This window comes from Actinomycetospora endophytica (genome assembly GCF_021026375.1).
Lineage (GTDB): Bacteria > Actinomycetota > Actinomycetes > Mycobacteriales > Pseudonocardiaceae > Actinomycetospora > Actinomycetospora endophytica.
In genome coordinates this window covers 500,619-522,564 of sequence record NZ_JAJNDB010000005.1, presented here as the reverse complement: position 1 = coordinate 522,564, position 21,946 = coordinate 500,619, and the positions used below count along the sequence as shown (strand labels likewise).

The window sequence follows — 21,946 nt, the reverse complement described above, 5'->3', positions numbered from 1 at the left end:
GCGGCCCCGGCGGGCTCAACGGTTCCCCTGGCGTGACCCCCGACACCTTGCTTGTCAGTCCCTGACCTGCAGCGACGCGGCGAGCCGGGCGAACCCGTCGTCGAGCGGTACCTGCGGTACGTAGCCGAGGTCGCGCCGCGCGGCGCCGATGTCGAACCAGTGCGCGGTGGCCAGCTGGCGGGCGAGGAACCGGGTCATCGGGGGGTCGCCCACGTCCCCCACCAGGGGGACCCGCTCCAGCACCCGCCACACCGACTCCACCGCTGCACCGGCGGCGACGGCCACCGGCAGCGGCACCGTGCCGTGGACCGGCTCCAGGCCGCCCGCGACGACGATGCCGTTGACGAGTTCGTGCACCGGGCGCGGGTCCCCGGAGGTGATGAAGTACGGCCGGCCCGCGCACGCCGCGCCCGGGGCGAGCCGGTCGGCGGCGTCGAGGTGGGCCCGCGCGGCGTCGTCGACGTACGTGGTGTCGATGATCGCGGTCCCGTCGCCGACGAAGCGCAGCCGGCCGGAGCGGGCGCGGTCGAGGATCCGCGGCACGAGCTGGGTGTCGCCGGGGCCCCACACCAGGTGCGGGCGCAGCGCGACCGTCGCCAGGTCGGGGCCGTTCGCGGCGAGCACCAGCCGCTCGGCCTCGGCCTTGGTCTCCGGGTACGGCGAGTCGAAGTGGGTCGCGTAGGGGAGGGACTCGTCGCCGCCGGTGATGTCGCCGCCGGTGTGCACCACGCTGGGCGTGCTGGTGAACACGAGCCGCCCGATCCCCTCGGAGCGGCACGCGTCGAGCAGCACCCGGGTGCCCTCGACGTTCGCGTGCCGGAACTGCGCCGCGCTGCCCCGGATCCCGGCCCGGGCGGCCACGTGGAGGACGACGTCGGCGCCGGTGACGGCCTCCCGGGCCGCTGCCGGGTCGGTCAGGTCGCCGCGCACCGTCGCCACCCCGCGCTCGCGCAGCGCCGGGTAGTCGCCGCGGGCGAGGCTGGTGACGGCGTCGCCGCGGGCGAGCAGCGCGTCGACGACCGCGCCGCCGAGGAACCCGCCACCCCCGGTGACCAGCGCCTTCACGCCAGCTCCCGCGTCGCCCAGCGGCCCAGGGCCTCGCGGTCGATCTTCGAGTTGTGCCGCGGGTCGACCGGCAGCGCGGGGTGCTCGAGCAGCGTCGTGATCGTCTTCGTGCGGGTGTCCGCGGCGGCCAGCGCGCGTAGCTCGTCGGCCACCTCCCCGGTCAGCCGGTTCCCGGCGAGCATCTCGACGACGGCGACCGGCGTCCGGTCGTGCTCCGGCCCGACCCCGACGAGCGCGCACCGGCGCACCGCCGGGTGGTGGTTGAGCACCTCCTCGCACGGGACGCTGTGCAGCGGGCCGCCCGCCGTGTGCACCACGTGCGCGACCCGCCCGGCGAACCACAGCCGGCCGTCGTCGTCGAGGCTCGCGAGGTCGCCCGTGCGGTGGGCGAGCCGGCCGTCCCAGCGCAGCTTCGCGGCGGCGGTCGCGTCCGGGCGGTCGGCGTAGGCGGGGCTGACGACGGGGCCGCGGACCACCACCTCGCCGACCTCACCGGGCGCGACGAGCCGGTCCGACGTCAAGGCGTCCACCGGTCCGTCGCACACCCGCATGAGCGCGACGTCGACGCCGGGCACCGGGCGTCCCACGCAGATCCCGTCGTCGGGCAGGGCGAGCAGCTCGTCGCTGCCGATGGATGCCACCGGGAGGGCCTCGGTGGCGCCGTACGGGGTGTGGACCTGCGCGCCGGGACCGAGCAGCGCGAGCACCCGTCGCTGGGTCTCCCGCGGCACCGGGGCGCCGGCCGAGATGACCTGGCGCAGCCACGGGATCCGGGTCCCGGCCGGGGCGCCGCGGCCCAGCCGGTCGAGCAGCGCGGGGGAGCCGAACATGACCGTCGCGCCGGTCCGCTGCGCCGCGTGCACGAGCCGGGCAGGTCTGGCCTTCGCCGGGCGGGTCGGGTCCATCCGCGGCACCACCGTCGTCATCCCCAAGGCCGGGCCGAACAGCGCGAACGGCGGGAACGTGGCGAGGCTGACGTCGCCGGGGCCGAGTCGGTAGAGGTCCCGGATGAGGTCGGCCTGGGCGAGCAGCCCGCTCTCGTGGTGCTCGACCCCCTTGGGCGGGCCGGTGCTGCCGCTGGTGAAGAGGATCGCGGCGGGGCTGCCCTCGGGACGGGGGAGCGGGTCCTGCGGCGCGCGTCGGGCCCCGTCGCGCTCGAGGCGGCGCACCGACGTCGTCCCGGGGACCGGTACGGCGCCGGCGGTGATCGCGATCCGCGCGTCCGGGCACCAGCGCAGCACCCGACGGGCGAGGTGGGCCTTCGCGATCCCGACGAAGGCCTCCGGTGCGGCCTCGCCGAGGCACGAGCGCACCCGGTCCAGCCCGATGCCGGGGTCGACGACGACGGGGACCGCGCGGATCCGCAGCAGGGCGTAGGCCAGCACGAAGAAGTCGGCGATCGGGGGCACGAGCAGCGCGGTGCGGGTGCCCGGCCCGACGCCCGCGGCGAGCAGGCCCGCCGCGACGTCCTCCACGCGCCGCTGCAGCACCCCGAACGTGACGGTGCGCATGCCGGCGCCGGGCACCGACGGGAGCATGACCGCGGCGTCGGCGGGGCGGGCCGCGGCGTGCTCGGCGAGCATGCCGTCGAGGCTCGTGTCCGGGGTCGTCGCGGTCATCGGCCGGCCAGGAAGGTGCGGACCGCGGGGACGATCCGGTCGGCGGCGTCCTCGAGCACGTAGTGGCCGGCGTCGGGGTAGCGGTGCACCTCGGCGTCGGGCAGGTACGTGACGAGGTGGTCGAGGATCCCGGCGTCGAACACCGGGTCCTTCATGCCCCAGTGGATCTGGACCGGCTTCGCGTCGAGGAGCGGCAACCGCTCGGCGAGGCGGGTGAGCACCGGATGCGCCGGGTCGGCCGGGCCGGTGGGGATGTCCTGGACGAAGGCGTGCACGGCGACCCGGTGGGCCGGGCTGTCATAGGGCGCGAGCAGGCCGCGGCGGGCCTCGGCGTCGAGCACCCACCGCCCGCTGCCCAGGGAGAGCGCGCCGAGCGAGAACGCGTTGAACCGGCGCACCGCGACGTCCCCGACGACGGGCAGCCGCGCGGCCTGGAGCGTCCAGGGGATCCGCTTGTCGGCCGGGAGCGGGAAGGCGCCGGTGTTGAGCACGACGACCTTGTCCACCCGGTCGAGGTGCTCCACCGCCCACGAGAGCCCGATCGGGCCGCCCCAGTCGTGCACCACGAGGCTGATCGGGTCGTCGAGGCCGAGCTTGTCCACGAAGTCCGTGAGGTCGGCGACGCGGCGGCCCAGGGTGTGCGGGTAGTCGGCGAGCGCGGGCTTGTCGGAGCGGCCCATCCCGATGTGGTCGGGCGCGACGGCGCGGAACCCGTCGTCGGGAAGGGTCGCGAGCAGCGAGCGGAAGTAGAACGACCAGGTCGGGTTGCCGTGGACGTGCAGCACGGGCGGGCCGGTCCCGACGTCGACGTAGGCCATCGTGTGCCCGCCGATCTCGACGGCCTTCTCGTCGAAGGCGAACCCGGGCAGCGCAGAGACGGTCACCAGATCACCTCCGCGGCGGCGGCGTTGATCCCGCTGCCGACGCCCATGAGCATCACGCGGGACCCGTCGGTGACGGTGCCGTCCTCGACCGCCTTCGACAGCACCGTCGGGACCCCGGCCGGGCCGATGTTGCCGAAGCGCGGGAACTGCGAGGGGAAGCGGTCGAGCTCCAGGCCCATCTGGTCGGACACCGCGCGGGTGTGCACCTTGCTGACCTGGTGCAGGCAGTAGACGTCGTAGCTGTCCGGCTCCCAGTCGAAGGCGGCGACGGCGTCCTTCCAGGCGCGGCCGCCGAGCTCCATCCCGGCCATGAGCAGGCCGCGGGTGTCGGTGCGCATCTGGTCGGCCTGCCCGACGCAGAGCTGCGAGTTCCCGACGGTGCTCGCCCGGCCCAGCCCGCCCAGGTACCGGTGCCCGCCAGGGCCGTCGGCCCGTGAGAGCACCATCGCCACGGCGCCGGAGCCGACGGTCAGGGTGGCGAACTGCTCGTGGAACATCGTGCGGGTCGCGTCGTCACCGGCGAGCCGCTCGATCGTCGATTCCATGGCGAATCGACTGGTCTCGCCCGCGACCACCAGCCCGTGGTCGATCTCGCCCGACGAGATCATCGTCGAGACGACGTTCATCCCGTTGATGAATCCCAGGCACGCATTTCCCAGATCGAAGTTCGCGGCCTCCGGCGACAGTTCCATCCGGCCGTGGACGATGCTCGCCGTCGACGGTTCCAGGTGGTCGCGGCTCACCGAGGTGTTGATCAGTGCGCCGATCTCGTCACGCGGGACGCCGCTGCGCGCGAGAGCTTCCTCGCCGGCCCGGGCGGCGACCTCGCTGGGCATCGTCCCCTCGTCCCAGATCCGCCGTTCCGCGATGCCCGACAGCTTCTCGAGCAGGCCGGAGCTGATGCGCAGCCGTGCCAGGGTCTTCGCCAGCCGAGCCTCGAGCTCGGTCGAGGTGACGGTGTGCGGCGCGTCGACGTGCGCCAGGCCGGTGATCACCACGTCGTCGTACCGCTGAACCGCTCTCATCGCCCGAGAATGCGGGAGCATTTCGCGGTCCGCCAGGAGTGGGTCGCGAACTCACGCAATTATTACAGGCGTCGGAGCCTGATACCGGGAATCACACGAACTCGGGTAACAGGAAAGACGGAGATCTGTCTCCGCCGGATGGTCGTACAGCTCTGCTCCGGGCGGGTCCGATTCGGGCGCGCGCACCGTACGGCACTACTGTTCGGTACAGCGACGCGTCCGGTGCGACATTCCCGGTATTCGTCGGGCGGTCCGCGAGGGAGTCGATGCGGGGCGAGCGGATCTCCGTTCGGCCCCGCAGCGACTCCCTGATCTTCGTCGTGGGCGAACACGCGGCGAGGGGCGGCGTCTCCAGGCGCTGCGAATCGCGGAGACGGCCCGTGAGCCGAGCCCGGCCACCTCCCGCCCGGCGGGCATGGGGTGTCGGGGGGCTCCCCTACCCTGGTGGTGTGAATCGGCCGACCAGCAGGACTCCGTTGAGCGAGGTGCTCGCCGGGAGCGCGGGGTCCGACGAGTCCGTCGGCGTCGTGCGCGTGCTGGAGCGGCACGGGTTCGGCACCGTCGAGCCCGGCCAGCTGTTCGCGGCCCGCGGGGAGAGTCGCGGCGGAGACCTGCTGCGGGGCGCGCTGGACGACCGCGCGGCCGAGCTCGCCCTGGCCGCGCTCACCGCGCCCACCCTCGGCGAGGCCCACGTGGCCGAGGACGACGCCGTCGCGGCCGGGCTGGCCTGCGCCGGCGGCGCCACCCTGCTCGCGCACCCCCTCGCGGCCGACCCGGCGCGCGCCCTGGGCGCCGCCTTCGCCGCCGGGACGCCCGCGGCCCTCGTCTCGCCCGTCGACGGCACCCACGCGCTCGCGGTCACCGGGCTGACCCTCGACGAGGTGCACGGCTCGCTCGGCTCCCCGGCGCTCGACGACGCCGCGCTGGAGCACGTCCGCGGCCTGCTGCGCCGCGGGGCGACCACCACCGACCGTACGGAGCTCGCGGGCACCGACGTCCTGGTCGACCTCTGGGTGCCGGTCCCCGCGCTGCTCGTGGCGGGCGCGGGGGCGATCGCCGGGGCCCTCGAGGCGCAGGCGGTCGTGCTCGGGTGGGGCTACCGGCAGGTCGCGGGCGTCGAGGAGACCGCCGCCGCCGTCGCCGCGTTCACCGACGCCGACGTGCTGGTGCTGCTCGACCACGATCCCGCCTTCGACGCCGCCCTGGTCGCCGGCCTGCGCCACGGGCGCGGGTTCCTCGGGGCGCTCGGCTCGCGCCGGACCCAGGCCGCCCGTCGGGAGCGGCTCCTCGCGGCCGGGATCGCCGAGGCGGACCTCGCCCGCATCCACGGGCCGGTCGGGCTCGACCTCGGGGCCCGGACACCCGCGGAGACCGCAGTGTCGATCGTCGCGGAGGTCGTCGCCGCGCGCAGTGGCCGCGCCCCGGCCGCGCTGTCCTCCGGGCGGGGGCAGATCGGCGTATGACCCGGTCCGCTGAGGCGCCGACCCGGACCCACAGCCGCCCCCGCGCGGCCCTGACGTGGGCGCCCCGCGTCGTCGTCGGAGCCCTCGTCATCGGCCTGCTGCTGGTGGGCGGCACGGCGTTCCGCGTCTGGCAGCTCGGACGTGTCGACGAGCGCTCGCCCACCGACGTGATCCTCGTGCTCGGCGCCGCCCAGTACGACGGCCGTCCGTCCCCGGTGCTCCAGGCGCGCCTGGAGCACGCGCTCACGCTCTACCAGCAGGGCGTCGCCCCGACCGTCGTCACCGTCGGCGGCGCCGCGAAGGGGGACCAGTTCTCCGAGGCGGAGGCCGGCGACCGGTGGCTGACCGAGCACGGCGTCCCGAACCGCGACGTCCTGCCCGTCGACGAGGGCAAGGACACGCTGGGGAGCTTCGAGGCGGTCGGGTCGGTCGCGAAGCAGCGGGGCTGGAGCTCCGCGGTGATCGTCAGCGACCCGTGGCACTCACTGCGCTCGCGCACCATGGCCCGCGACGTGGGCCTCGACGCGACGACGTCGCCGACGAAGAGCGGCCCCGTCGTGCAGACCCGGCAGACCCAGTTCTTCTACATCGTCCGCGAGACCGCGGGCCTGATCTACTACCACCTCGCGCACGCCTCGTCGGACTTCTCCGACCCGAGCCTGCAGTGACTCCCACCCGGCGGGACCCGCGCGAGCGGTTCTTCCCCGAGGAGCCCAAACGCGGCCGGGACCGTCGCACGCCGTTCGCCCGGGACCGCGGCCGCGTGCTGCACAGCGCCGCGCTGCGCCGGCTCGCGGGCAAGACCCAGGTCGTCGGGCCGGGCGAGGCCGCCGAGGTCACCGGCGTGCCGCGGACCCGGCTGACGCACTCGCTCGAGGTCGCGCAGATCGGGCGGGGGATGGCCGAGGAACTGGGCCTCGACCCCGACGTCGTCGACACCGCCGGGCTCGCCCACGACATCGGGCACCCGCCGTTCGGGCACAACGGCGAGTACGCGCTGAACGCGATCATGGCCGACGCCGGCGGGTTCGAGGGGAACGCGCAGACGCTGCGGCTGCTCGCCCGCCTCGAGCCCAAGACCCTCGACGACGAGCGCTGCCGCGGCCTCAACCTCACCCGCGCGACCCTCGACGCCTGCATGAAGTACCCCTGGCAGCGGCGGCCGGGGTCGCGCAAGTTCGGGGTCTACGCCGACGACCTCGAGGTGTTCACGTGGGTCCGCGCCGGGCTGCCCGCGGCGCGCGCCGAGGTGCCGTGCCTCGAGGCGCAGACCATGGACTGGGCCGACGACGTCGCCTACTCGGTCCACGACGTCGAGGACGCCATCCTGGCCGGGCGCATCGACCCCGAGCGGCTCGCCCACCCCGACGACGGCCTCGTCGCGCTCGCCGCCCACGCGTTCGGGGCGGACACCGCCGACCTCGAGGCCGCCGCCGAGCGGCTCGGCGAGTACCCGCCGCTCGTGGGCGTGGCGCGCGAGGCGGGGGAGCCGGGCACGCTCGGCGCCCAGGTGGCCCTCAAGCACCTGACCAGCGAGCTCGTCGGCCGGTTCGTCACCGCCGCCGTCGACGCCACCCTCGCCGTGACCGGGGAGACCGCGGGCCCGGACGACGACCTCGTCGTCCCGCCCGGGGCCCGCGCGGAGGTGACGCTGCTCAAGGCGGCCGCGGTCCGCTGGGTGATGTCCGACCCCGAGCGGCTGGCGGCCCAGGAGCGGGAACGGGGGCTGCTCGCCGACCTGGTCGGGCGGCTGCACGACGGCGCGCCGGGCGTCCTGGACCCCGCGTTCCGCCCGGCGTGGGACGCTGCCTCCGACGCCGCGTCCCGGCTGCGGGTCGTCGTCGACCAGGTCGCCGTCCTCACCGACGCGCAGGCCAGGTCGTGGTCGGCCCGCCTGGACACCGAGGGGCCGCGGCGGTTGGTGTCGGGATGACGGGAAGGCCGGCGCGGCCGGCAGGGGGAGCAGCGGTGACGGTCGGCACGACGGCGGGTGCCGCGGAGGGCCCCGCGACCGGCCGGCTCACGATCCGCGCCGCGCACCCGGCCGCGTCGCGCGCCGTCGAGCTCACCGGCACCCTCGCGGGCCGCGCCCGCCGTCGTCCGGTGACGACGACGGCCGTGCTGCTCGGCCTCGCTGTCGCCCTCGACGTCGTGCTCATGTGGCAGCGGCGCTGGATGTCCGACGACGGCCTGATCTTCCTGCGCACCGTCCGGCAGATTCTCGCCGGGAACGGGCCGGTGTACAACATCGGCGAGCGCGTGGAGACCAGCACCTCGACGCTGTGGACGGTCCTGCTGCTCGGGCTCTCCGTGATCCCGGTGCGCCTCGAGTACACCGCCGTCGCGGCCGGGCTGGTGCTCTCCGCGGCCGCGCTCGGGTTCGCGCTCGACGGGGCCCGGCGGCTCACCGGGCTCGGGCGGGTCGTGGTGCCCGCCGGCGGGCTGGTGGTGCTCGCCCTGCCGCCGTTCTGGGACTTCGGCACCTCGGGCCTCGAGACCGGGATGTCGTTCTGCTGGCTGGCCGTCACCTGGTGGCTGCTCGTGCGCCGGTCCCAGCGCGAGCCGCGGCTGTTCGCCGCCCGCGGGACCCGACGCCGGCCCGGGGCGGCCTGGCCGTCGGCGCTGGTCATCGGGCTCGGTCCGCTGGTGCGCCCGGACCTCGCGCTGGTGTCGGTGACCGTCGGGATCGCGCTCGCGGTGCTCGAGCAGCCCCGGGACCGGCGCGGCTGGGCGCGGGTCGTGGGGCTCGGGGCGCTGTGCGTCGCGCCCGTCGCCGGCTACGAGGTGTTCCGCGCCGGGTACTACGGCCTGCTGGTCCCCTCGACGGCGCTCGCCAAGGAGGCCGGGGTCGCGCTCTGGGGGCGGGGCTACTCGTACCTGCGCGACACCGTGGCCACCTACTGGCTGCTCCTCCCGGCGCTGTTCCTGCTGGTCGCGGCGGCCGGGATCGTCCGCTCCCGGGTGGCTCGCAGCGAGTGGTGGGCCCGGCGGCGCGGGCGGACCGTGCCGGGCGCCGAGCCCGTCGACGCCGCGATCCGGGCGACCCGGAGGTGGGACCGCGCCGGGACGGCGGCGGTGGCGCTGGCGCCGGTCGTGGGCGGCCTGGGGATGGTGCTCTACGTCGTGCGGGTCGGCGGCGACTTCATGCACGCGCGCATGCTGCTCCCGGCGATCTTCTGCGTCCTGCTCCCGGTCATGGCGCTGCCCGTCCGCCGGCGCACCGCGCTGCCGCTGCTGGCGCTGCTGGTGTGGGCCCTCGCCGTCGGGACCCACGCCCGGATCAACTACGACGGCATCTCGGCGTCCGGGATCGCCGACGAGCGCGACTTCTACGTCCAGCTCCTCGGCACCCCGCACCCGCTGACCGCCGACGACTACCGCGGGCACCCCTACGTCGCGGGCGGCGCCAAGCTGATCGCCCAGAGCCCGGTGCCGGTGCTCGCGCTGCAGGCCCGGGGCAAGGGACCGGCGGGCCCGGAGTGGGAGACGGTGCCGCTCGCCCCGGGCCAGCCCAGCGGGATGGTCTTCCTCAACCTCGGAGTGGCGGGCGCGCTCAACCCGCTGAACGTCCGCGTCACCGACACCGTCGGGCTCGCGGAGCCGCTCGCGGCCCACACGATCATGGTTCCCGACGGCCGCGTGGGGCACGACAAGAACCTGCCCGCGGCCTGGAACGTCGCTGAGGGCGGGGGAGTGGCCCCGGACGACCGGGCGGTGCGCGCCGACGACGTCGCGGCTGCCTCGAGGGCCCTTCAGTGCCCGGCGATCCGCGACGTCGAGGCGTCGGTCTCGGCACCGCTCACGTGGTCGCGGTTCTGGGCCAATCTCGTCGGTGCCCCGGAGCGCACCGCGCTGCGCTACCCCCGCGACCCGGTGCTCACCGAGGTCGCGTGCACCCCGCCGGTGCGGTGATCGCCGACGAGCGGGTGATCAGGGCTCGGCGACCGGAGGATCCACACTGCTCCGAACCGGTGCACTTCGCGATCGGTATCGGCATGGTCACCCTGGGCTGATCCACCCGTCCGGGCGCGAAATACCCCGCTTCGCCACATGGCTACTACTGCGTTCGACGGCCAGGTCACTGGCACTTGCGGGGTAGGGGTGACACCCGGGTGCTCCGGCAGAATCCCGGCGTTCGGCCCAGCAGACCGGCGTGTCGCACCGCGACGCGAGGCAGAGACGCAGAGTCATGTCGTGTCCGGAGGAATGGTCCCCCGTTGGGCTGAACGGTGCTGTTGCCGGTCACGTGGGGCGATCCTTACCGTTCCCCGGTCCGGGACCCCGACAGCAGCAGTGAGGACGTGGCGTGGTCGCACACGGGTGGACGGCATCGCCTGCCGTCGAGCCCGCGCGCGAGCCTGGGCTCGCCGGGATCGGCCGGTTCGTGGACGGGCTCGCCGCACTGCCGGGCGCGGAGTACGTGCTCGCCGTGGACGCCGACGGCTCGCGGGTGCTGGGCGAGGTCGGCGGGCCCCCCGGACCGGCGCTCGCCGTCATCGAGTGGGTGCGTCAGCTCGCGGCGGTCTCGCACGACCGCCGGCGTGAGCTCGAGGACCTGGTGCTGACCACCAGCTCGACCTACCACCTGGTGCGCCTCGTCCCCAGCGACCGCGACGACGACGGCGTGTGGGTCACCGTCCGCATCGACCGCGCGCGCGGGAACCTCGCGTGGGCCCGTCGCGCGCTCGCGGGGCTGGGCACCGCGGGGTCGCCGACCGGGCCGCGGGCACTCACGGCGGCTCCGGAGCCGCCGTCGACGGTGCCGTCCACGCCGTCCACGCCGTCCCCGTCGTTCCCCGCCGCCCCGGCGCCGGCCCCGTCGTCGTTCCCGAAGACGACGGCCCCGTCGTCGTTCCCGCGGACGCCGGCCACGCCGGCCGCCCCGTCGTCGTTCCCGCGGACGCCGGCCGCGTCGGCCCCGGGGGCGACGGCCCCGGCCCCCCGATCGGCGTCGCCGACCGAGCAGGCTCCGCCGAGCATGCAACCCCCGCCGACGACGCCGGGGTCGTCGACCGGCCGCGCCCAGGCGAACAAGCCCTTCGAGCCGTTCCGGCCGTTCGAGCCCTCCCGCCCGTTCGCGCCGTTCCAGCCGTCCCGGGGGCGCAGCACCCGATCCTGGCCGTCCCCGAGGACCGGCCCGTTCCCCGCGTCCGCGCCCGCGGACGCGTTCACGCCGGCCGAACCGCCGAAGGACACCGCGACCCCGATGACGGGCGCGACCCCGGCGGCCATGCCCGGGCCCGCGGCGCCGCACGAACCCGACGTCGACATCCCGCCGCAGCGCCCGGCGGGGCGGGACGAGAGCGTCCGTCGCCCGACGAACGGCCGGTTGGCGCGCAAGGACCGGCAGGACCGCGAGGAGCCGGATCCGGCCGGCCCCGAGGTCGTGCCGCCCCCGCCCCCTCCGCCGGCTGCGGAGGCGGACACCGTCGACGCGCCCGCCGAGGCGTCGGCACCCGTCGAACCGTCGGCGCACCCCGAGCCCACCATCCCCGCGGCGCGGGAGTCGGCCGAGGACCCCGAGCCGCCGTCCGTCCCGGCCCCCCGCCGAACGAACCTGTGGGCCCCCGTCGTCGTCGTACCGCCCCCGCCGTCCCCCGTGCCGGAGGACGACACCACCGAGATGCCGGCCCCGGTGCCCTACCCGATCATCACCGCGCCGCCGCTGGAGCCCACCGAGACCGCCGCCGACGCTCCCGAGGAGGAAGCCGCGGCGGACGCCGAGGCCGACGACGACGAGCTGCCGGTCCTCCCGCAGCGCATGCCGGGCACCCACCTGCCCGGCGGCCTGCCCACCCCCCGATCCGTCCCGACGGTCCGCCCTGCGGCCGCCGTGGCCGGCGCCGCGGCGTTCACGAGTGAGCCCTCGGTGCTGAGACGGCTCATCGACGGACTACGCCGTCTGTCCTGAACCCCCGTCGTCCCCCGATCCGAGCCACCCCTGATGGAGAGCACCTTCAATGGCTGACATCGATTACGTCCTCAACGCCGCGACCAACATCAAGGGCGCCTTCGCGGTCGCGATCGTCGACTACGAGAGCGGCATGACCCTGGGCTCACGCGGCGGCAGCGCGGAGTTCGACCTCGATGTCGCCGCTCCCGGCAACAGCGAGGTCGTGCGCTCGAAGTTCGACGTGATGCAGAAGCTGGGCCTGCGCGAGACGATCGAGGACATCCTGATCACCCTCGACACCCAGTACCACCTGATCCGTCCCGTCTACTCGCGCAACGACGACGACAAGATCTTCTTCTACCTGGTGCTCAACCGGCAGCAGGCCAACCTGGCGATGGCCCGGCGTGACCTGCGCATGATCGCCCAGCGCTTCACGATGGACGGTCCGGACGCGAGCCCGGCGGTCGACCCGGGGTACTACCAGCAGGCCGGACGGCGCTGACCGGAACCGACCGATCCGAAGTGGGACGGCACCGTCACGTCACCTGCGTCCGCACCGACGGGCTCTCGACGGTGCTGGCGTCGCTGCTCGAGGACCGGCGGGTGGTCGCGGCCACCCTCGTCGACGTCGGCAGCGGCTTCGTCCTCGACGCCTGCACGCGCGAGGGCGACCTCGCCGACCTCGAGCTGCTCGGGGCCGGCCACGCCGACCTCGCGCGCGCGGCCCGGGCGATCACCAACGGCTCGCCGGGCACGGCCGGGACCCTGACCGTCGAGGCCGGGGACGGCTGGGTGCACCTGTTGCGCGAGATTCCGGATCCCCACGGCGACCGCCTCGTCCTGGCGGCCGTCGTGGCCGGGAGCCCGCGGGCCGTAGCGCGGGCGCGGCTGCGGCTCGCGGAGGTCCCGGTCGAGGAGCTCACCGCGGGCCCGACCCTCCAGCGCCGTCCCGTCGACGGGCGCTGGTTGGTCGGTCCCGTCCAGCCGATCGCGCCCGCCGTCGTGCCGGAGGGCCTGCCGGGCCTCGAACCGGTCGTCCCGACGGCGGGTGCGGTGCCGGAGGCCGTCGAGCCGACGCCGGGGGACGAACCCGCGCCTCCGCCGGCGATGGTGCCCGTCGTCGTGACCTCGGCTCCCGATCCCGCGCGGTGGGGCGGGGACGTGCCGGAGGCCGAGAGCGGGCCGGACCCGGACGACGACGGCCCGCCGATCCCCTCACCCCGCGAGGAGCCGGCCGCGGCGGACGTCTGACGCGACGGCCGCCCCGGCGGGCCCGGGACCCGGCTGATTCGATGGGCGTCATGGAGCCACTGCTCGTCACCGTCGACGGCCACCACCCGCAGGTCGATCCCACCGCCTGGATCGCCCCGGGCGCGGTCGTCGCCGGCCGCGTGACGCTGGGTGCCGAGGTCGGCATCTGGTACTCGGCGGTGGTGCGTGCCGACAACGACGCGATCTCGGTCGGCGCGGGCTCGAACATCCAGGACGGCTCGGTGCTGCACGCCGACTCGGGCTTCCCCTGCACGGTGGGGGAGAACGTGACCGTCGGGCACAAGGCGGTCGTGCACGGCTGCACCGTCGAGGACGGGGTCCTCGTCGGGATGGGCGCGGTGATCATGAACGGGGCGACGGTGGGGCGGGGCTCCGTCGTGGCCGCGGGTGCGGTGATCTCCCAGGGCGTGACGGTGCCGCCCGGCTCCCTCGTCGCGGGCGTCCCGGGCAAGGTCCGGCGCGAGACCAGCGAGGACGAGCAGGGGTTCAACCAGGTCAGCGCCGCCGCCTACCGCCACCTGCTCGGCGTGCATCGGGACGCCACGACCCAGGGCTAGTCGGACCCGGTCTTCGCGTCGGTCATGGCGTCGAGGATGAGCTGCTCGCCGTGCTCGGCGTGGCGTCGCGAGAGGGCCTCGGCCGCGTCGGCGTCCCGATCCCGGATGGCCTCGAGGATCGCGGTGTGGTCCTCCCACACCCAGGCCGGCGCGCCGCCCTGGAAGAGCACCTCGCCCATCACCCGCTGCACGTTGCGCCACATCACGCCCGCGCTCTCGACCAGCAGCGGGTTGCCGGAGGCGTCGACGACGGCGCGGTGGAACTCGACGTCGCCGCGGATCATCTGCGCGAACGCCCGGTCGGCGAACGCCTGGTTGCCGGTGGCGACGACCTCGGAGGCCTGCTCGAGCCACTCGTCGCTGCGGCGGGTCGCCGCGAGCCGGGCCGCCTGCCCGTCGAGCAGGGAGCGCAGCTCGTAGAGGTGGCTGACGAAGTCCGGCTCGAGGGGCGCCACCTCGAGGCCGCGCCGTCCGAACTCCCGGACCAGGCCCTGGTTGCGGAGCAGGAGCAGCGCCTGCTGGATCGGCTGCCGGGACACGTTGAAGCGCTCGGCGAGCTGCTCCTGGCGCAGCGGCGTGCCGGGGGCGAGCTTCCCGGTGCAGATGTCGTCGACGATGGCCTCGAAGACCTGGTCGGTCCGCGAAGGCATCTGCGGTAGCGCGCTCATCCCACCCCTCAGGGCCGCTCGCGAGCTCGAGAAACCCTCGACCTTTTCCGCACACGTGGCGCGCTTCACACCCGCCGCGGCGGGGTAGACCCACCGTATCGCGCTCCGTGGTCGCCGCCAGTAGCGACTGGATCACTCCCATGTATTGACTTCTGAATTCAGAATGCGCCAAGGTGGCGTGACAGCGGTCACCGGGGGCGTCGTGGCCGCAGTCACTCGACGATGAGGAGGGTCCATGGCGGACGCGGGGCCGGTGCAGGTCGCCGAAGTGGTCGCGAGGTTCCTGCAGGAGCACGGGGTCGATCGCGTGTTCGGCCTGCAGGGCGGTCACATCCAGCCGATCTGGGACCAGCTCGCGCGCTGCGGCGTGCGCATCGTCGACGTCCGCGACGAGGGCTCCGCGGTGCACATGGCGCACGCCCACACCGAACTCACCGGGCAGACCGCTGTCGCGATGGTGACCGCCGGGCCGGGCGTCACCAACACCGTCACCGCCGTCGCGAACGCCTCGGTCTCGCGCATCCCGCTGCTGGTCATCGGCGGCTGCCCGCCCATCCCGCAGTCGAACATGGGCCCGCTGCAGGACATCCCGCACACCGCGATCCTCGAGCCGGTCACCCGCCTGGCCCGCACGCTGCGCAGCGCCGACCAGGTGCTGCGCGAGTTCGACGAGGCCTGGGCGCGGGCCTCCGGCGACCGCGGCGAGCCGGGCCCGGTCTACCTCGAGATCCCCACCGACGTGCTGCGGCAGGAGGTCCCGCCGGCGCTCGTCACCCCCGAGCACCTGCGGGCCAAGCCGAAGCGCCGTCCCCAGCCGCACCCCGAGGATGTCGCCGCCGTCGCGGATCTGATCCGGGCCGCGTCGAAGCCGGCGATCATCTCCGGCCGCGGCGCGCGGCAGGGAGGGGAGCACGCCGATAGGGGCACCGACCTCGTCCGCCTGCTCGACGCCAGCGGCGCCGCCTACCTCGACACCCAGGAGAGCCGGGGCCTCGTCCCGGACTCGCACCCGGCCGCCGTCGGGAGCGCCCGCTCCGCCGTCATGCGCGACACCGACCTGCTGATCACCGTCGGCCGCCAGCTGGACTACCAGCTCGGGATGGGCTCGCCGGCGGTCTTCACGAACGCGAAGATCGTGCGGATCTCCGACACCGCGAGCGAGCTGATCGACAACCGCCGCGGCGAGGTCGAGATCCTGGCCGAGCCGGGGGCGGCGCTCGGCGCGATCGCGGACGCGCTCAAGGACCACACCGCGGACACCAGCTGGCGCGACGAGCTCAAGGCCAAGCACCGGAAGCGCTCCGAGGACTACCGCCAGGCGCTGCACACCACCGAGAACGGCGCCGACGGCCACATCCACCCGAACCGGATCTTCGGGGCGCTGGACTCCTTGGACGGCGATGCGCTCGACCTCGGTGAGGCGGTGATGATCGCCGACGGGGGAGACCTGCTGTCCTTCGCCCGCCTGGGCATCACCCGGTGCGCGCGATACCTCGACGCCGGCGCGTTCGGCTGCCTCGGGGTCGCGACACCGTTCGCGATCGCCGCCTCCCTGGCCTACCCGGACCGGCCGGTCGTCGCGGTCACCGGCGACGGCGCCTTCGGGATCACCGCGACGGACATCGACACCGCGGTCCGGCACGGCGCGAAGATCGTCGTGATCGTCTCGAACAACCGCGCCTGGAACATCGAGCGCTACGACCAGGCCGAGAACTACGGCCTCGTCGTCGGGACGGACCTCGCCGACTCCGACTACGCGGGCCTCGCCCGCGCGTTCGGGGCGCACGGCGAGCGGGTCACCGACGCCGCGGACCTCGAGGGCGCCATCCGCCGCGCCGTCGAGAACGCGCCCGCCGTGGTCGACGTCGTCACCACCCAGGACGCGCCGTCGCCGGACTCCGGCAAGGGCCTCGGCTTCGTCCCCGATTACCAGGCACTCACCCCGTGGAACGACGCCGAGGTCGCGCGTCGCAAGGAAGGGACGAGCTGATGGCAGCCATGGAGGAGTGGGCGTTCCCCACCCGCTACGACCAGGACTACCTGCCCGACCCGTCGTCGCCGTACTGGTTCCCGGTGCGCGAGACGATGGACCCGGCCGAGCGCGACGCCGCCGTGCTCGTGCGGCTGCGCGAGGTCATGGAGTACGCGTACTCCACCTCGAGCTTCTACAAGAACAAGTGGGACGCGGTGGACCTCAAGCCGGCCGACATCACGTCGTGGGAGGCGTTCGAGCAGGTCCCGGTGGTGACGAAGGCCGAGATGCGTCAGTCCCAGGCGGACCACCCGCCGTTCGGCGACTACGTGTGCTGCGACGAGTCCGAGATCCACCACATCCACGGCACGTCCGGGACGACGGGTGCCCCCACGGCGTTCGCGCTGGGGCGCCGCGACTGGGAGGTCATCGCCGACAACCAGGCGCGCATCCTGTGGGGGATGGGCGTGCGGCCCGGGGACACGGTGTTCGTCGCCGCGCTGTTCTCGCTCTACCTCGGCTCGTGGGGCGCGATGACCGCGGCCGAGCGGCTGCGCTGCCGCGTCCTGCCGTTCGGTGCCGGCGCGCAGGGCATGACGGCGCGGGCGGTCACCTGGCTGGCCCGGGTGAAGCCGGCGGCGTTCTACGCGACGCCGTCGTACGCGCTGCGCCTGGCCGAGGTCGCCGAGAAGGAGAAGATCGACCCCCGCGAGTTCGGGCTCAAGGTCATGTTCTTCTCCGGCGAGCCGGGGGCCTCGGTGCCGTCGGTGCGCAAGGCGATCGAGGACTCCTTCGGCGCGACGGTGATCGACTGCGGGACGATGGCCGAGATGACGCCGTTCATGTCGGCGTCGGCCACGAAGGAGACCCCCGAGGGGATGCTCCTGTGGCAGGACATCGTCTGGCACGAGGTGTGCGACCCGGAGACGTTCCGGACGGTGCCCTACGGCAGCGAGGGCACGCCGGTCTACACGCACCTCGAGCGCACATCGCAGCCGATGATCCGGCTCGCATCGAACGACCTCACCCGCTGGGTCATGGAGGACAACCCCTGCGGGCGCACCTACCCGAAGCTGCCGAACGGCGTGTACGGCCGGATCGACGACATGATCCACATCCGCGGGGAGAACGTGTACCCGACGGAGGTCGACAACTACCTGCGCCAGGTGGCCGACTACGGCGGCGAGCACCAGATCATCGTGCGCCGCACGGGCTCGATGGACGAGATGATCGTCCGGGCGGAGACGACGCTCCCGGACGGTCAGCGGGAGGCCTTCGACCGCGACACCGGCTCGGGCCTGCAGTCCTTCCTCGGCGTCCGCGTGACCTTCGAGTCGGTCGACGCCAACACCCTCGAGCGCGCCGAGCACAAGTCGCGGCGTGTGGTCGACGAGCGGGAGCACACGAAGCGCTAGCCGGCTCCCTACCGGCAGCGATGGTCCGTTGCTGACACCTGACGGCAGAGGCAGACCAGCACGCCGATAGGGCTCTCTCACATCCGGCTCCCTACCGGTCCTGACAGCACAGCGAGGTGGAACCGAACTCATGTCCCTGACGCTCGACACGACGGCCCGCAAGGCCGAGCACGCCCAGATGTTCATCGACGGCGGGTGGACCGCCGCCGGTGCGGGCGGCTCCTTCCCGACGGTCGACCCGAACACCGGCGAGACGATCGCCCAGGTGCCGCGCGGCGACTCCGCCGACGTCGACAAGGCGGTGGCCGCGGCGAAGCGGGTCGCCGTCGACTGGCAGTTCACCGACGCGCTCGGCCGCGCGGCCCTGCTGCGCGCGCTCGCCGAGAAGGTCACCGAGAACGCCGACGAGCTGGCCCGCCTCGAGGCCCTCGACTCCGGGCACTACCTGGCGAAGGCCCAGGAACTGGTCGGCGCGATCCCGATCTGGCTCGACTACTTCGCGAGCATCGCCGACAAGGTCGGCGGGCGCACCATCGAGGTGCCGGGCAACAAGCTCTCGTTCACGCTGCTCGAGCCGCTCGGCGTCACCGCGCACATCATCCCGTGGAACTACCCGCTGCTGATCATGGTCCGGTCCACCGCTCCGGCGCTGGCGTTCGGCAACACGGTCGTGGTCAAGCCGGCCGAGGACACGTCGCTCTCGGCGCTGAAGTTCGCCGAGCTGGTCAAGGAGGCCGGGTTCCCGGACGGCGTGTTCAACGTCGTCACCGGCTACGGCGCCGAGGCGGGCGCGGCGCTGGCCGCGCACCCCGACGTCGCGGGCATCACCTTCACCGGCTCCACCGAGACCGGCAAGCAGATCTCCAAGCTGGCCGCCGACCACGTCGCGCAGGTCACCCTGGAGCTCGGCGGTAAGTCGCCGACGGTCGTGTACCCGGACGCCGACCTCGACGAGGCCGTCGAGGTCGCGGTGCAGGGCTTCTGCTCGCACACCGGTCAGGTCTGCGTCGCCGGCACCCGGCTGTTCGTGCACGCGGACGTCAAGGACGAGTTCCTGGGCAAGCTCACCGCGCGTCTCGACCAGACCAAGGTGGGCGACGGGTTCGCGGACGGGACCCAGATGGGCCCGCTGGTGTCGAAGAAGCAGTTCGACCGGGTCAACTCCTACATCGAGCTCGGCAAGAGCGAGGCGACCCTCTTCTACGGCGGCGGACGCCCCGCGGGGACGCCCGAGGGCGGCTACTTCGTCGAGCCGACGGTCTTCACCGACGTCGACAACTCGTCGCGCATCGCCAAGGAGGAGATCTTCGGGCCGGTCGCGTCGGTGCACCCGTGGTCGACCGAGGACGAGCTGGTCGCGGCGGTCAACGACTCGATCTACGGCCTGTTCGCGGTGCTGCTCGGCAAGGACATCACGACGCTGCTCTCGACGGCCCGCCGCCTGCAGGTCGGCGGCGTGATGATCAACGACTGGTTCGGCGAGCTCCCGATGACCCCGCACGGCGGCCACAAGCAGAGCGGCACCGGTCGGGACGAGGGCCTGGAGGCCGTCCACAACTACACGCAGGTCAAGCACGTCGCGATCAACCTCGACCCCTTGCGTGCGGCCACCGACTGGGCCGGCGCCCCGCTGTAGGGCTTCGCCCATGTGAACGGATGTGGTCGCCATGACGACCACATTCGTTCACATGGGCTCCGACGAAGGAGGAGACCTAGACCGATGAACAACGCCCTGGGAGAGAAGCCCGCACCGTTCGGCGCCCCGGAGACCTCCGCGACGCCGGGTCAGGCGGGCGGCTACTTCGAGTCCGGCCGCCCGCGTCTCGGCGGGCTGCAGAACCCGATCCGCTTCAGCGAGCCGCAGGCTGCCGTCATCAATGCGGCCGCCGACACGATCATCCCGCCGAACCCGAACTGGCCGACGGCGAGCGAGCTCGACCTCGTGACGTTCGTGGGCCGCTACGTCACCCCGAGCGGCTACCAGAACAAGCACTTCCCGTTCGCCAGCGAGGACGAGTTCAAGGCCGGCCTCGACCGGCTCGGACAGTCGTTCGTGAGCGCGGACGCCACGGGCCGCGCCGAGGCGATCGCGGCGCTCGAGAAGGCCGAGGACCCGCTGTTCGAGCAGCTGCGGGCGCTCGTCTACTACGGCTACTACTCGCGGCCGGTCGTCACGCAGGCGATCAACCGCAACCTCCCGGCCGGCCGCGACTACCACGGCCCGCCGCTGCCGTACGGCTACCTGCAGACCACGGAGCCCTGGGACGAGGAACTGCTGACGCAGGCGCAGGAGAACGGTTCCTACCTCGAGACCGAGGACGTCGTCCGCGTCGACCTGTCCCAGCTGTCCTGGAAGAAGTGAGGAGCGCACCATGGCCACGTACGAGGAGACCGACGTCCTGATCATCGGCGCGGGCCCGGGCGGTGCGGGCAACGCGCTCAAGCTGGCCAAGGCCGGCATGCGGGTGATCTGCCTGGAGCAGGGCCCGTGGGTCAAGCCGACCGACCACCCGCACTACCACGACGAGTGGGAGCTCGAGAAGCAGCGCGGCTGGGCCTACGACCCGAACGTCCGCCAGCTGCCCGAGGACTATCCGGTCACCGGCACCACGACGCCGTACATGATGAACAACGTCGGCGGTTCGACGGTGCACTACGCCGGCCACTGGCCGCGCTACAAGCCGGTCGACTTCCGCAAGGGCACCGAGCACGGCCTCGAGGGCACGATCGACTGGCCCATCTCCTACGAGGACCTCGCTCCGTTCTACGACGAGAACGACGAGATCTACGGCATCTCCGGCCGGATCGGTGACCCGTCCTACCCGGATCGCAAGCAGGCCGTCCGCGACCCGGAGGTGCTGCCCGGCAAGCTCGGGCTCAAGTACGCCAAGGCCTCCAAGGACCTGGGCTGGCACTGGTGGCCGTCGGACAACGCGGTCATCACCGTCCCGCGGGAGAACCGCGAGGCCGACCAGGCGATGGGCAACGAGCTCTCCGGCAGCCCGACCGGATCGCTGTCCACCCCGGCCAACGCCCACTGGCCCTACGCCATCCGGTACGGCGCGGACCTGCGCACCATGGCGCGCGTCGAGACGATCAACGCCGAGAACGGCAAGGCGACCGGCGCCACCTACATCGACCGCAACACCGGTGAGCGGCACGAGGTCCGCGCGAAGATCGTGATCCTCGCGGCCAACGGCATCGGGTCCCCGCGCCTGCTCCTGCAGAGCGCGCAGAAGGGGCACGAGAACGGGCTTGCGAACTCGAACGGGATCGTCGGGAAGTACCTGATGCACCACGTGTTCGCGTTCTGCGACTCGTGGTTCGACGAGCCGATCGAGGGCTTCAAGGGCTCGTTCGGTGCGCCGCTGTACTCGCACGAGTTCTATCACACGGACATGAGCCGCGGATTCGTCAACGGTTTCGGTATGCAGGTGGCGCGCTCGTTCGGACCGGCCTACGCCGCGATGGGCACCCACACCGGCTACACCGCGCCGTGGGGCGAGAAGCATCGCGACTTCTTCGACGGTCACTTCGCGAACCACCTCATGGTGTTCATGTTCGGCGAGGACCTGCCCGTGGAGACCAACGCGGTGACGCTCGACCCGAGCGTCAAGGACTCGTCGGGCCTGCCGGCCGCGCACGTGAACTACGAACTGCACCCCAACGACATCGCACTCTCGAAGTACGGTATCGAGAAGATCTTCGAGGCCACGCGCGCGGTCGGGGCGACCGAGACCAACGACACGGGCGTGCTCTACCCGCCGCCGGCCTGGCACCTCATGGGCACCTGCCGGATGGGCAACAACCCCGGTGACTCGGTGCTCAACAAGTGGTGCCAGACCTGGGATCTGCCCAACCTGTTCGTGGTCGACGGCAGCACCCTCACGACCGGTGGTGCGGTGAACCCGACCTCCACGATCGGGGCGCTCGCCTGTCGGTCCGCCGAGTACATCACGCGGAACTTCCACGACATCACGTCGCAGAAGACGACGCCGAGCAACACGGATGCGCCCTCGATGTAGGTGCGCTTCGCGCTCGTGAGCACTAATTGTCGCCCGAGCGACAGTTAGTGCTCACGAGCGCTCCGGTGCACCTGCTCTAGGATCGCCG

Annotated in this window: 18 protein-coding genes; 13 read left to right on the top strand and 5 right to left on the bottom strand. The window is 73.4% G+C overall.

What is annotated here, in order from left to right:
- Positions 1-54 precede the first annotated feature (54 nt).
- The 4 genes from LQ327_RS23445 to LQ327_RS23430 are packed head-to-tail and all read right to left on the bottom strand — an operon-like array spanning position 55 to position 4,593.
- Positions 55-1,065, bottom strand: coding sequence for an NAD-dependent epimerase/dehydratase family protein (locus LQ327_RS23445; protein WP_230738181.1), 1,011 nt, complete (start codon positions 1,063-1,065; stop codon positions 55-57).
- Positions 1,062-2,684, bottom strand: coding sequence for a fatty acid CoA ligase family protein (locus LQ327_RS23440; protein WP_230738180.1), 1,623 nt, complete (start codon positions 2,682-2,684; stop codon positions 1,062-1,064). Before LQ327_RS23440 ends, LQ327_RS23445 begins: the two co-directional genes overlap by 4 nt.
- A complete protein-coding gene (locus tag LQ327_RS23435; RefSeq protein WP_230738179.1) occupies positions 2,681-3,568 on the bottom strand; it encodes an alpha/beta fold hydrolase in 888 nt (295 codons plus the stop codon). Before LQ327_RS23435 ends, LQ327_RS23440 begins: the two co-directional genes overlap by 4 nt.
- A complete protein-coding gene (locus tag LQ327_RS23430) occupies positions 3,565-4,593 on the bottom strand; it encodes a 3-oxoacyl-ACP synthase III (RefSeq protein WP_230738178.1) in 1,029 nt (342 codons plus the stop codon). Before LQ327_RS23430 ends, LQ327_RS23435 begins: the two co-directional genes overlap by 4 nt.
- Positions 4,594-5,078: 485 nt before the next feature.
- Between LQ327_RS23430 and LQ327_RS23425 the strand changes: the two genes are divergently transcribed.
- The 8 genes from LQ327_RS23425 (at position 5,079) to LQ327_RS23390 (ending at position 13,778) form a co-directional block, all read left to right on the top strand.
- Complete coding sequence (locus tag LQ327_RS23425) at positions 5,079-6,056, top strand: XdhC/CoxI family protein (protein WP_230738248.1); 978 nt, start codon at positions 5,079-5,081, stop codon at positions 6,054-6,056.
- The gene (locus LQ327_RS23420) at positions 6,053-6,724 is read left to right on the top strand and encodes a YdcF family protein (protein ID WP_230738177.1); all 672 of its coding nucleotides are present in this window, start codon (positions 6,053-6,055) and stop codon (positions 6,722-6,724) included. The genes LQ327_RS23425 and LQ327_RS23420 overlap by 4 nt, the downstream gene beginning before the upstream one ends.
- Positions 6,721-7,989 carry a deoxyguanosinetriphosphate triphosphohydrolase gene (locus tag LQ327_RS23415; RefSeq protein WP_230738176.1) on the top strand — a complete coding sequence of 423 codons (1,269 nt, stop codon included), beginning with the start codon at positions 6,721-6,723 and terminating at the stop codon, positions 7,987-7,989. Before LQ327_RS23420 ends, LQ327_RS23415 begins: the two co-directional genes overlap by 4 nt.
- Positions 7,990-8,024: 35 nt before the next feature.
- A complete protein-coding gene (locus LQ327_RS23410; protein WP_230738175.1) occupies positions 8,025-9,968 on the top strand; it encodes an arabinofuranosyltransferase AftB family protein in 1,944 nt (647 codons plus the stop codon).
- Between the two features lie 394 nt (positions 9,969-10,362).
- The gene (locus LQ327_RS23405) at positions 10,363-11,967 is read left to right on the top strand and encodes a hypothetical protein (protein ID WP_230738174.1); all 1,605 of its coding nucleotides are present in this window, start codon (positions 10,363-10,365) and stop codon (positions 11,965-11,967) included.
- Positions 11,968-12,016: 49 nt separating this feature from the next.
- Complete coding sequence (locus LQ327_RS23400) at positions 12,017-12,451, top strand: hypothetical protein (protein WP_230738173.1); 435 nt, start codon at positions 12,017-12,019, stop codon at positions 12,449-12,451.
- A 20-nt stretch (positions 12,452-12,471) separates the two neighbouring features.
- A complete protein-coding gene (locus LQ327_RS23395) occupies positions 12,472-13,200 on the top strand; it encodes a hypothetical protein (protein ID WP_230738172.1) in 729 nt (242 codons plus the stop codon).
- A 50-nt stretch (positions 13,201-13,250) separates the two neighbouring features.
- Positions 13,251-13,778: a gamma carbonic anhydrase family protein gene (locus LQ327_RS23390; protein ID WP_230738171.1), complete on the top strand. Its 528-nt coding sequence runs from the start codon at positions 13,251-13,253 to the stop codon at positions 13,776-13,778.
- Here the strand turns inward: LQ327_RS23390 and LQ327_RS23385 are convergent.
- Positions 13,775-14,428 (bottom strand): GntR family transcriptional regulator, encoded by a 654-nt coding sequence (locus LQ327_RS23385; RefSeq protein WP_230738170.1) that lies wholly within the window; start codon positions 14,426-14,428, stop codon positions 13,775-13,777. The genes LQ327_RS23390 and LQ327_RS23385 overlap by 4 nt on opposite strands.
- A 253-nt stretch (positions 14,429-14,681) precedes the next feature.
- Here LQ327_RS23385 and LQ327_RS23380 point away from each other — a divergent pair, with 253 nt between their 5' ends.
- The 5 genes from LQ327_RS23380 (at position 14,682) to LQ327_RS23360 (ending at position 21,858) form a co-directional block, all read left to right on the top strand.
- Positions 14,682-16,436, top strand: coding sequence for a 2-hydroxyacyl-CoA lyase (locus LQ327_RS23380; protein ID WP_230738169.1), 1,755 nt, complete (start codon positions 14,682-14,684; stop codon positions 16,434-16,436).
- Positions 16,436-17,833 (top strand): phenylacetate--CoA ligase family protein, encoded by a 1,398-nt coding sequence (locus LQ327_RS23375; RefSeq protein ID WP_230738168.1) that lies wholly within the window; start codon positions 16,436-16,438, stop codon positions 17,831-17,833. Before LQ327_RS23380 ends, LQ327_RS23375 begins: the two co-directional genes overlap by 1 nt.
- A 130-nt stretch (positions 17,834-17,963) precedes the next feature.
- Complete coding sequence (locus LQ327_RS23370; protein WP_230738167.1) at positions 17,964-19,469, top strand: aldehyde dehydrogenase family protein; 1,506 nt, start codon at positions 17,964-17,966, stop codon at positions 19,467-19,469.
- Positions 19,470-19,553: 84 nt separating this feature from the next.
- Positions 19,554-20,195 carry a gluconate 2-dehydrogenase subunit 3 family protein gene (locus LQ327_RS23365; protein WP_230738166.1) on the top strand — a complete coding sequence of 214 codons (642 nt, stop codon included), beginning with the start codon at positions 19,554-19,556 and terminating at the stop codon, positions 20,193-20,195.
- A 10-nt stretch (positions 20,196-20,205) separates the two neighbouring features.
- Positions 20,206-21,858, top strand: a complete 1,653-nt coding sequence (locus tag LQ327_RS23360; protein WP_230738165.1) for a GMC family oxidoreductase — start codon at positions 20,206-20,208, stop codon at positions 21,856-21,858.
- Positions 21,859-21,946 lie beyond the last annotated feature (88 nt).

What these genes read in the sequence shown, in the direction of transcription:
- LQ327_RS23440 (WP_230738180.1), bottom strand. Translation starts at nt 2,684, where the DNA reads ATGACCGCGACGACCCCGGACACGAGCCTCGACGGCATGCTCGCCGAG.
- LQ327_RS23430 (WP_230738178.1), bottom strand. Translation starts at nt 4,593, where the DNA reads ATGAGAGCGGTTCAGCGGTACGACGACGTGGTGATCACCGGCCTGGCG.
- LQ327_RS23420 (WP_230738177.1), top strand. Translation starts at nt 6,053, where the DNA reads ATGACCCGGTCCGCTGAGGCGCCGACCCGGACCCACAGCCGCCCCCGC.
- LQ327_RS23400 (WP_230738173.1), top strand. Translation starts at nt 12,017, where the DNA reads ATGGCTGACATCGATTACGTCCTCAACGCCGCGACCAACATCAAGGGC.
- LQ327_RS23390 (WP_230738171.1), top strand. Translation starts at nt 13,251, where the DNA reads ATGGAGCCACTGCTCGTCACCGTCGACGGCCACCACCCGCAGGTCGAT.
- LQ327_RS23385 (WP_230738170.1), bottom strand. Translation starts at nt 14,428, where the DNA reads ATGCCTTCGCGGACCGACCAGGTCTTCGAGGCCATCGTCGACGACATC.
- LQ327_RS23380 (WP_230738169.1), top strand. Translation starts at nt 14,682, where the DNA reads ATGGCGGACGCGGGGCCGGTGCAGGTCGCCGAAGTGGTCGCGAGGTTC.
- LQ327_RS23375 (WP_230738168.1), top strand. Translation starts at nt 16,436, where the DNA reads ATGGCAGCCATGGAGGAGTGGGCGTTCCCCACCCGCTACGACCAGGAC.
- LQ327_RS23370 (WP_230738167.1), top strand. Translation starts at nt 17,964, where the DNA reads ATGTCCCTGACGCTCGACACGACGGCCCGCAAGGCCGAGCACGCCCAG.
- LQ327_RS23365 (WP_230738166.1), top strand. Translation starts at nt 19,554, where the DNA reads ATGAACAACGCCCTGGGAGAGAAGCCCGCACCGTTCGGCGCCCCGGAG.
- LQ327_RS23360 (WP_230738165.1), top strand. Translation starts at nt 20,206, where the DNA reads ATGGCCACGTACGAGGAGACCGACGTCCTGATCATCGGCGCGGGCCCG.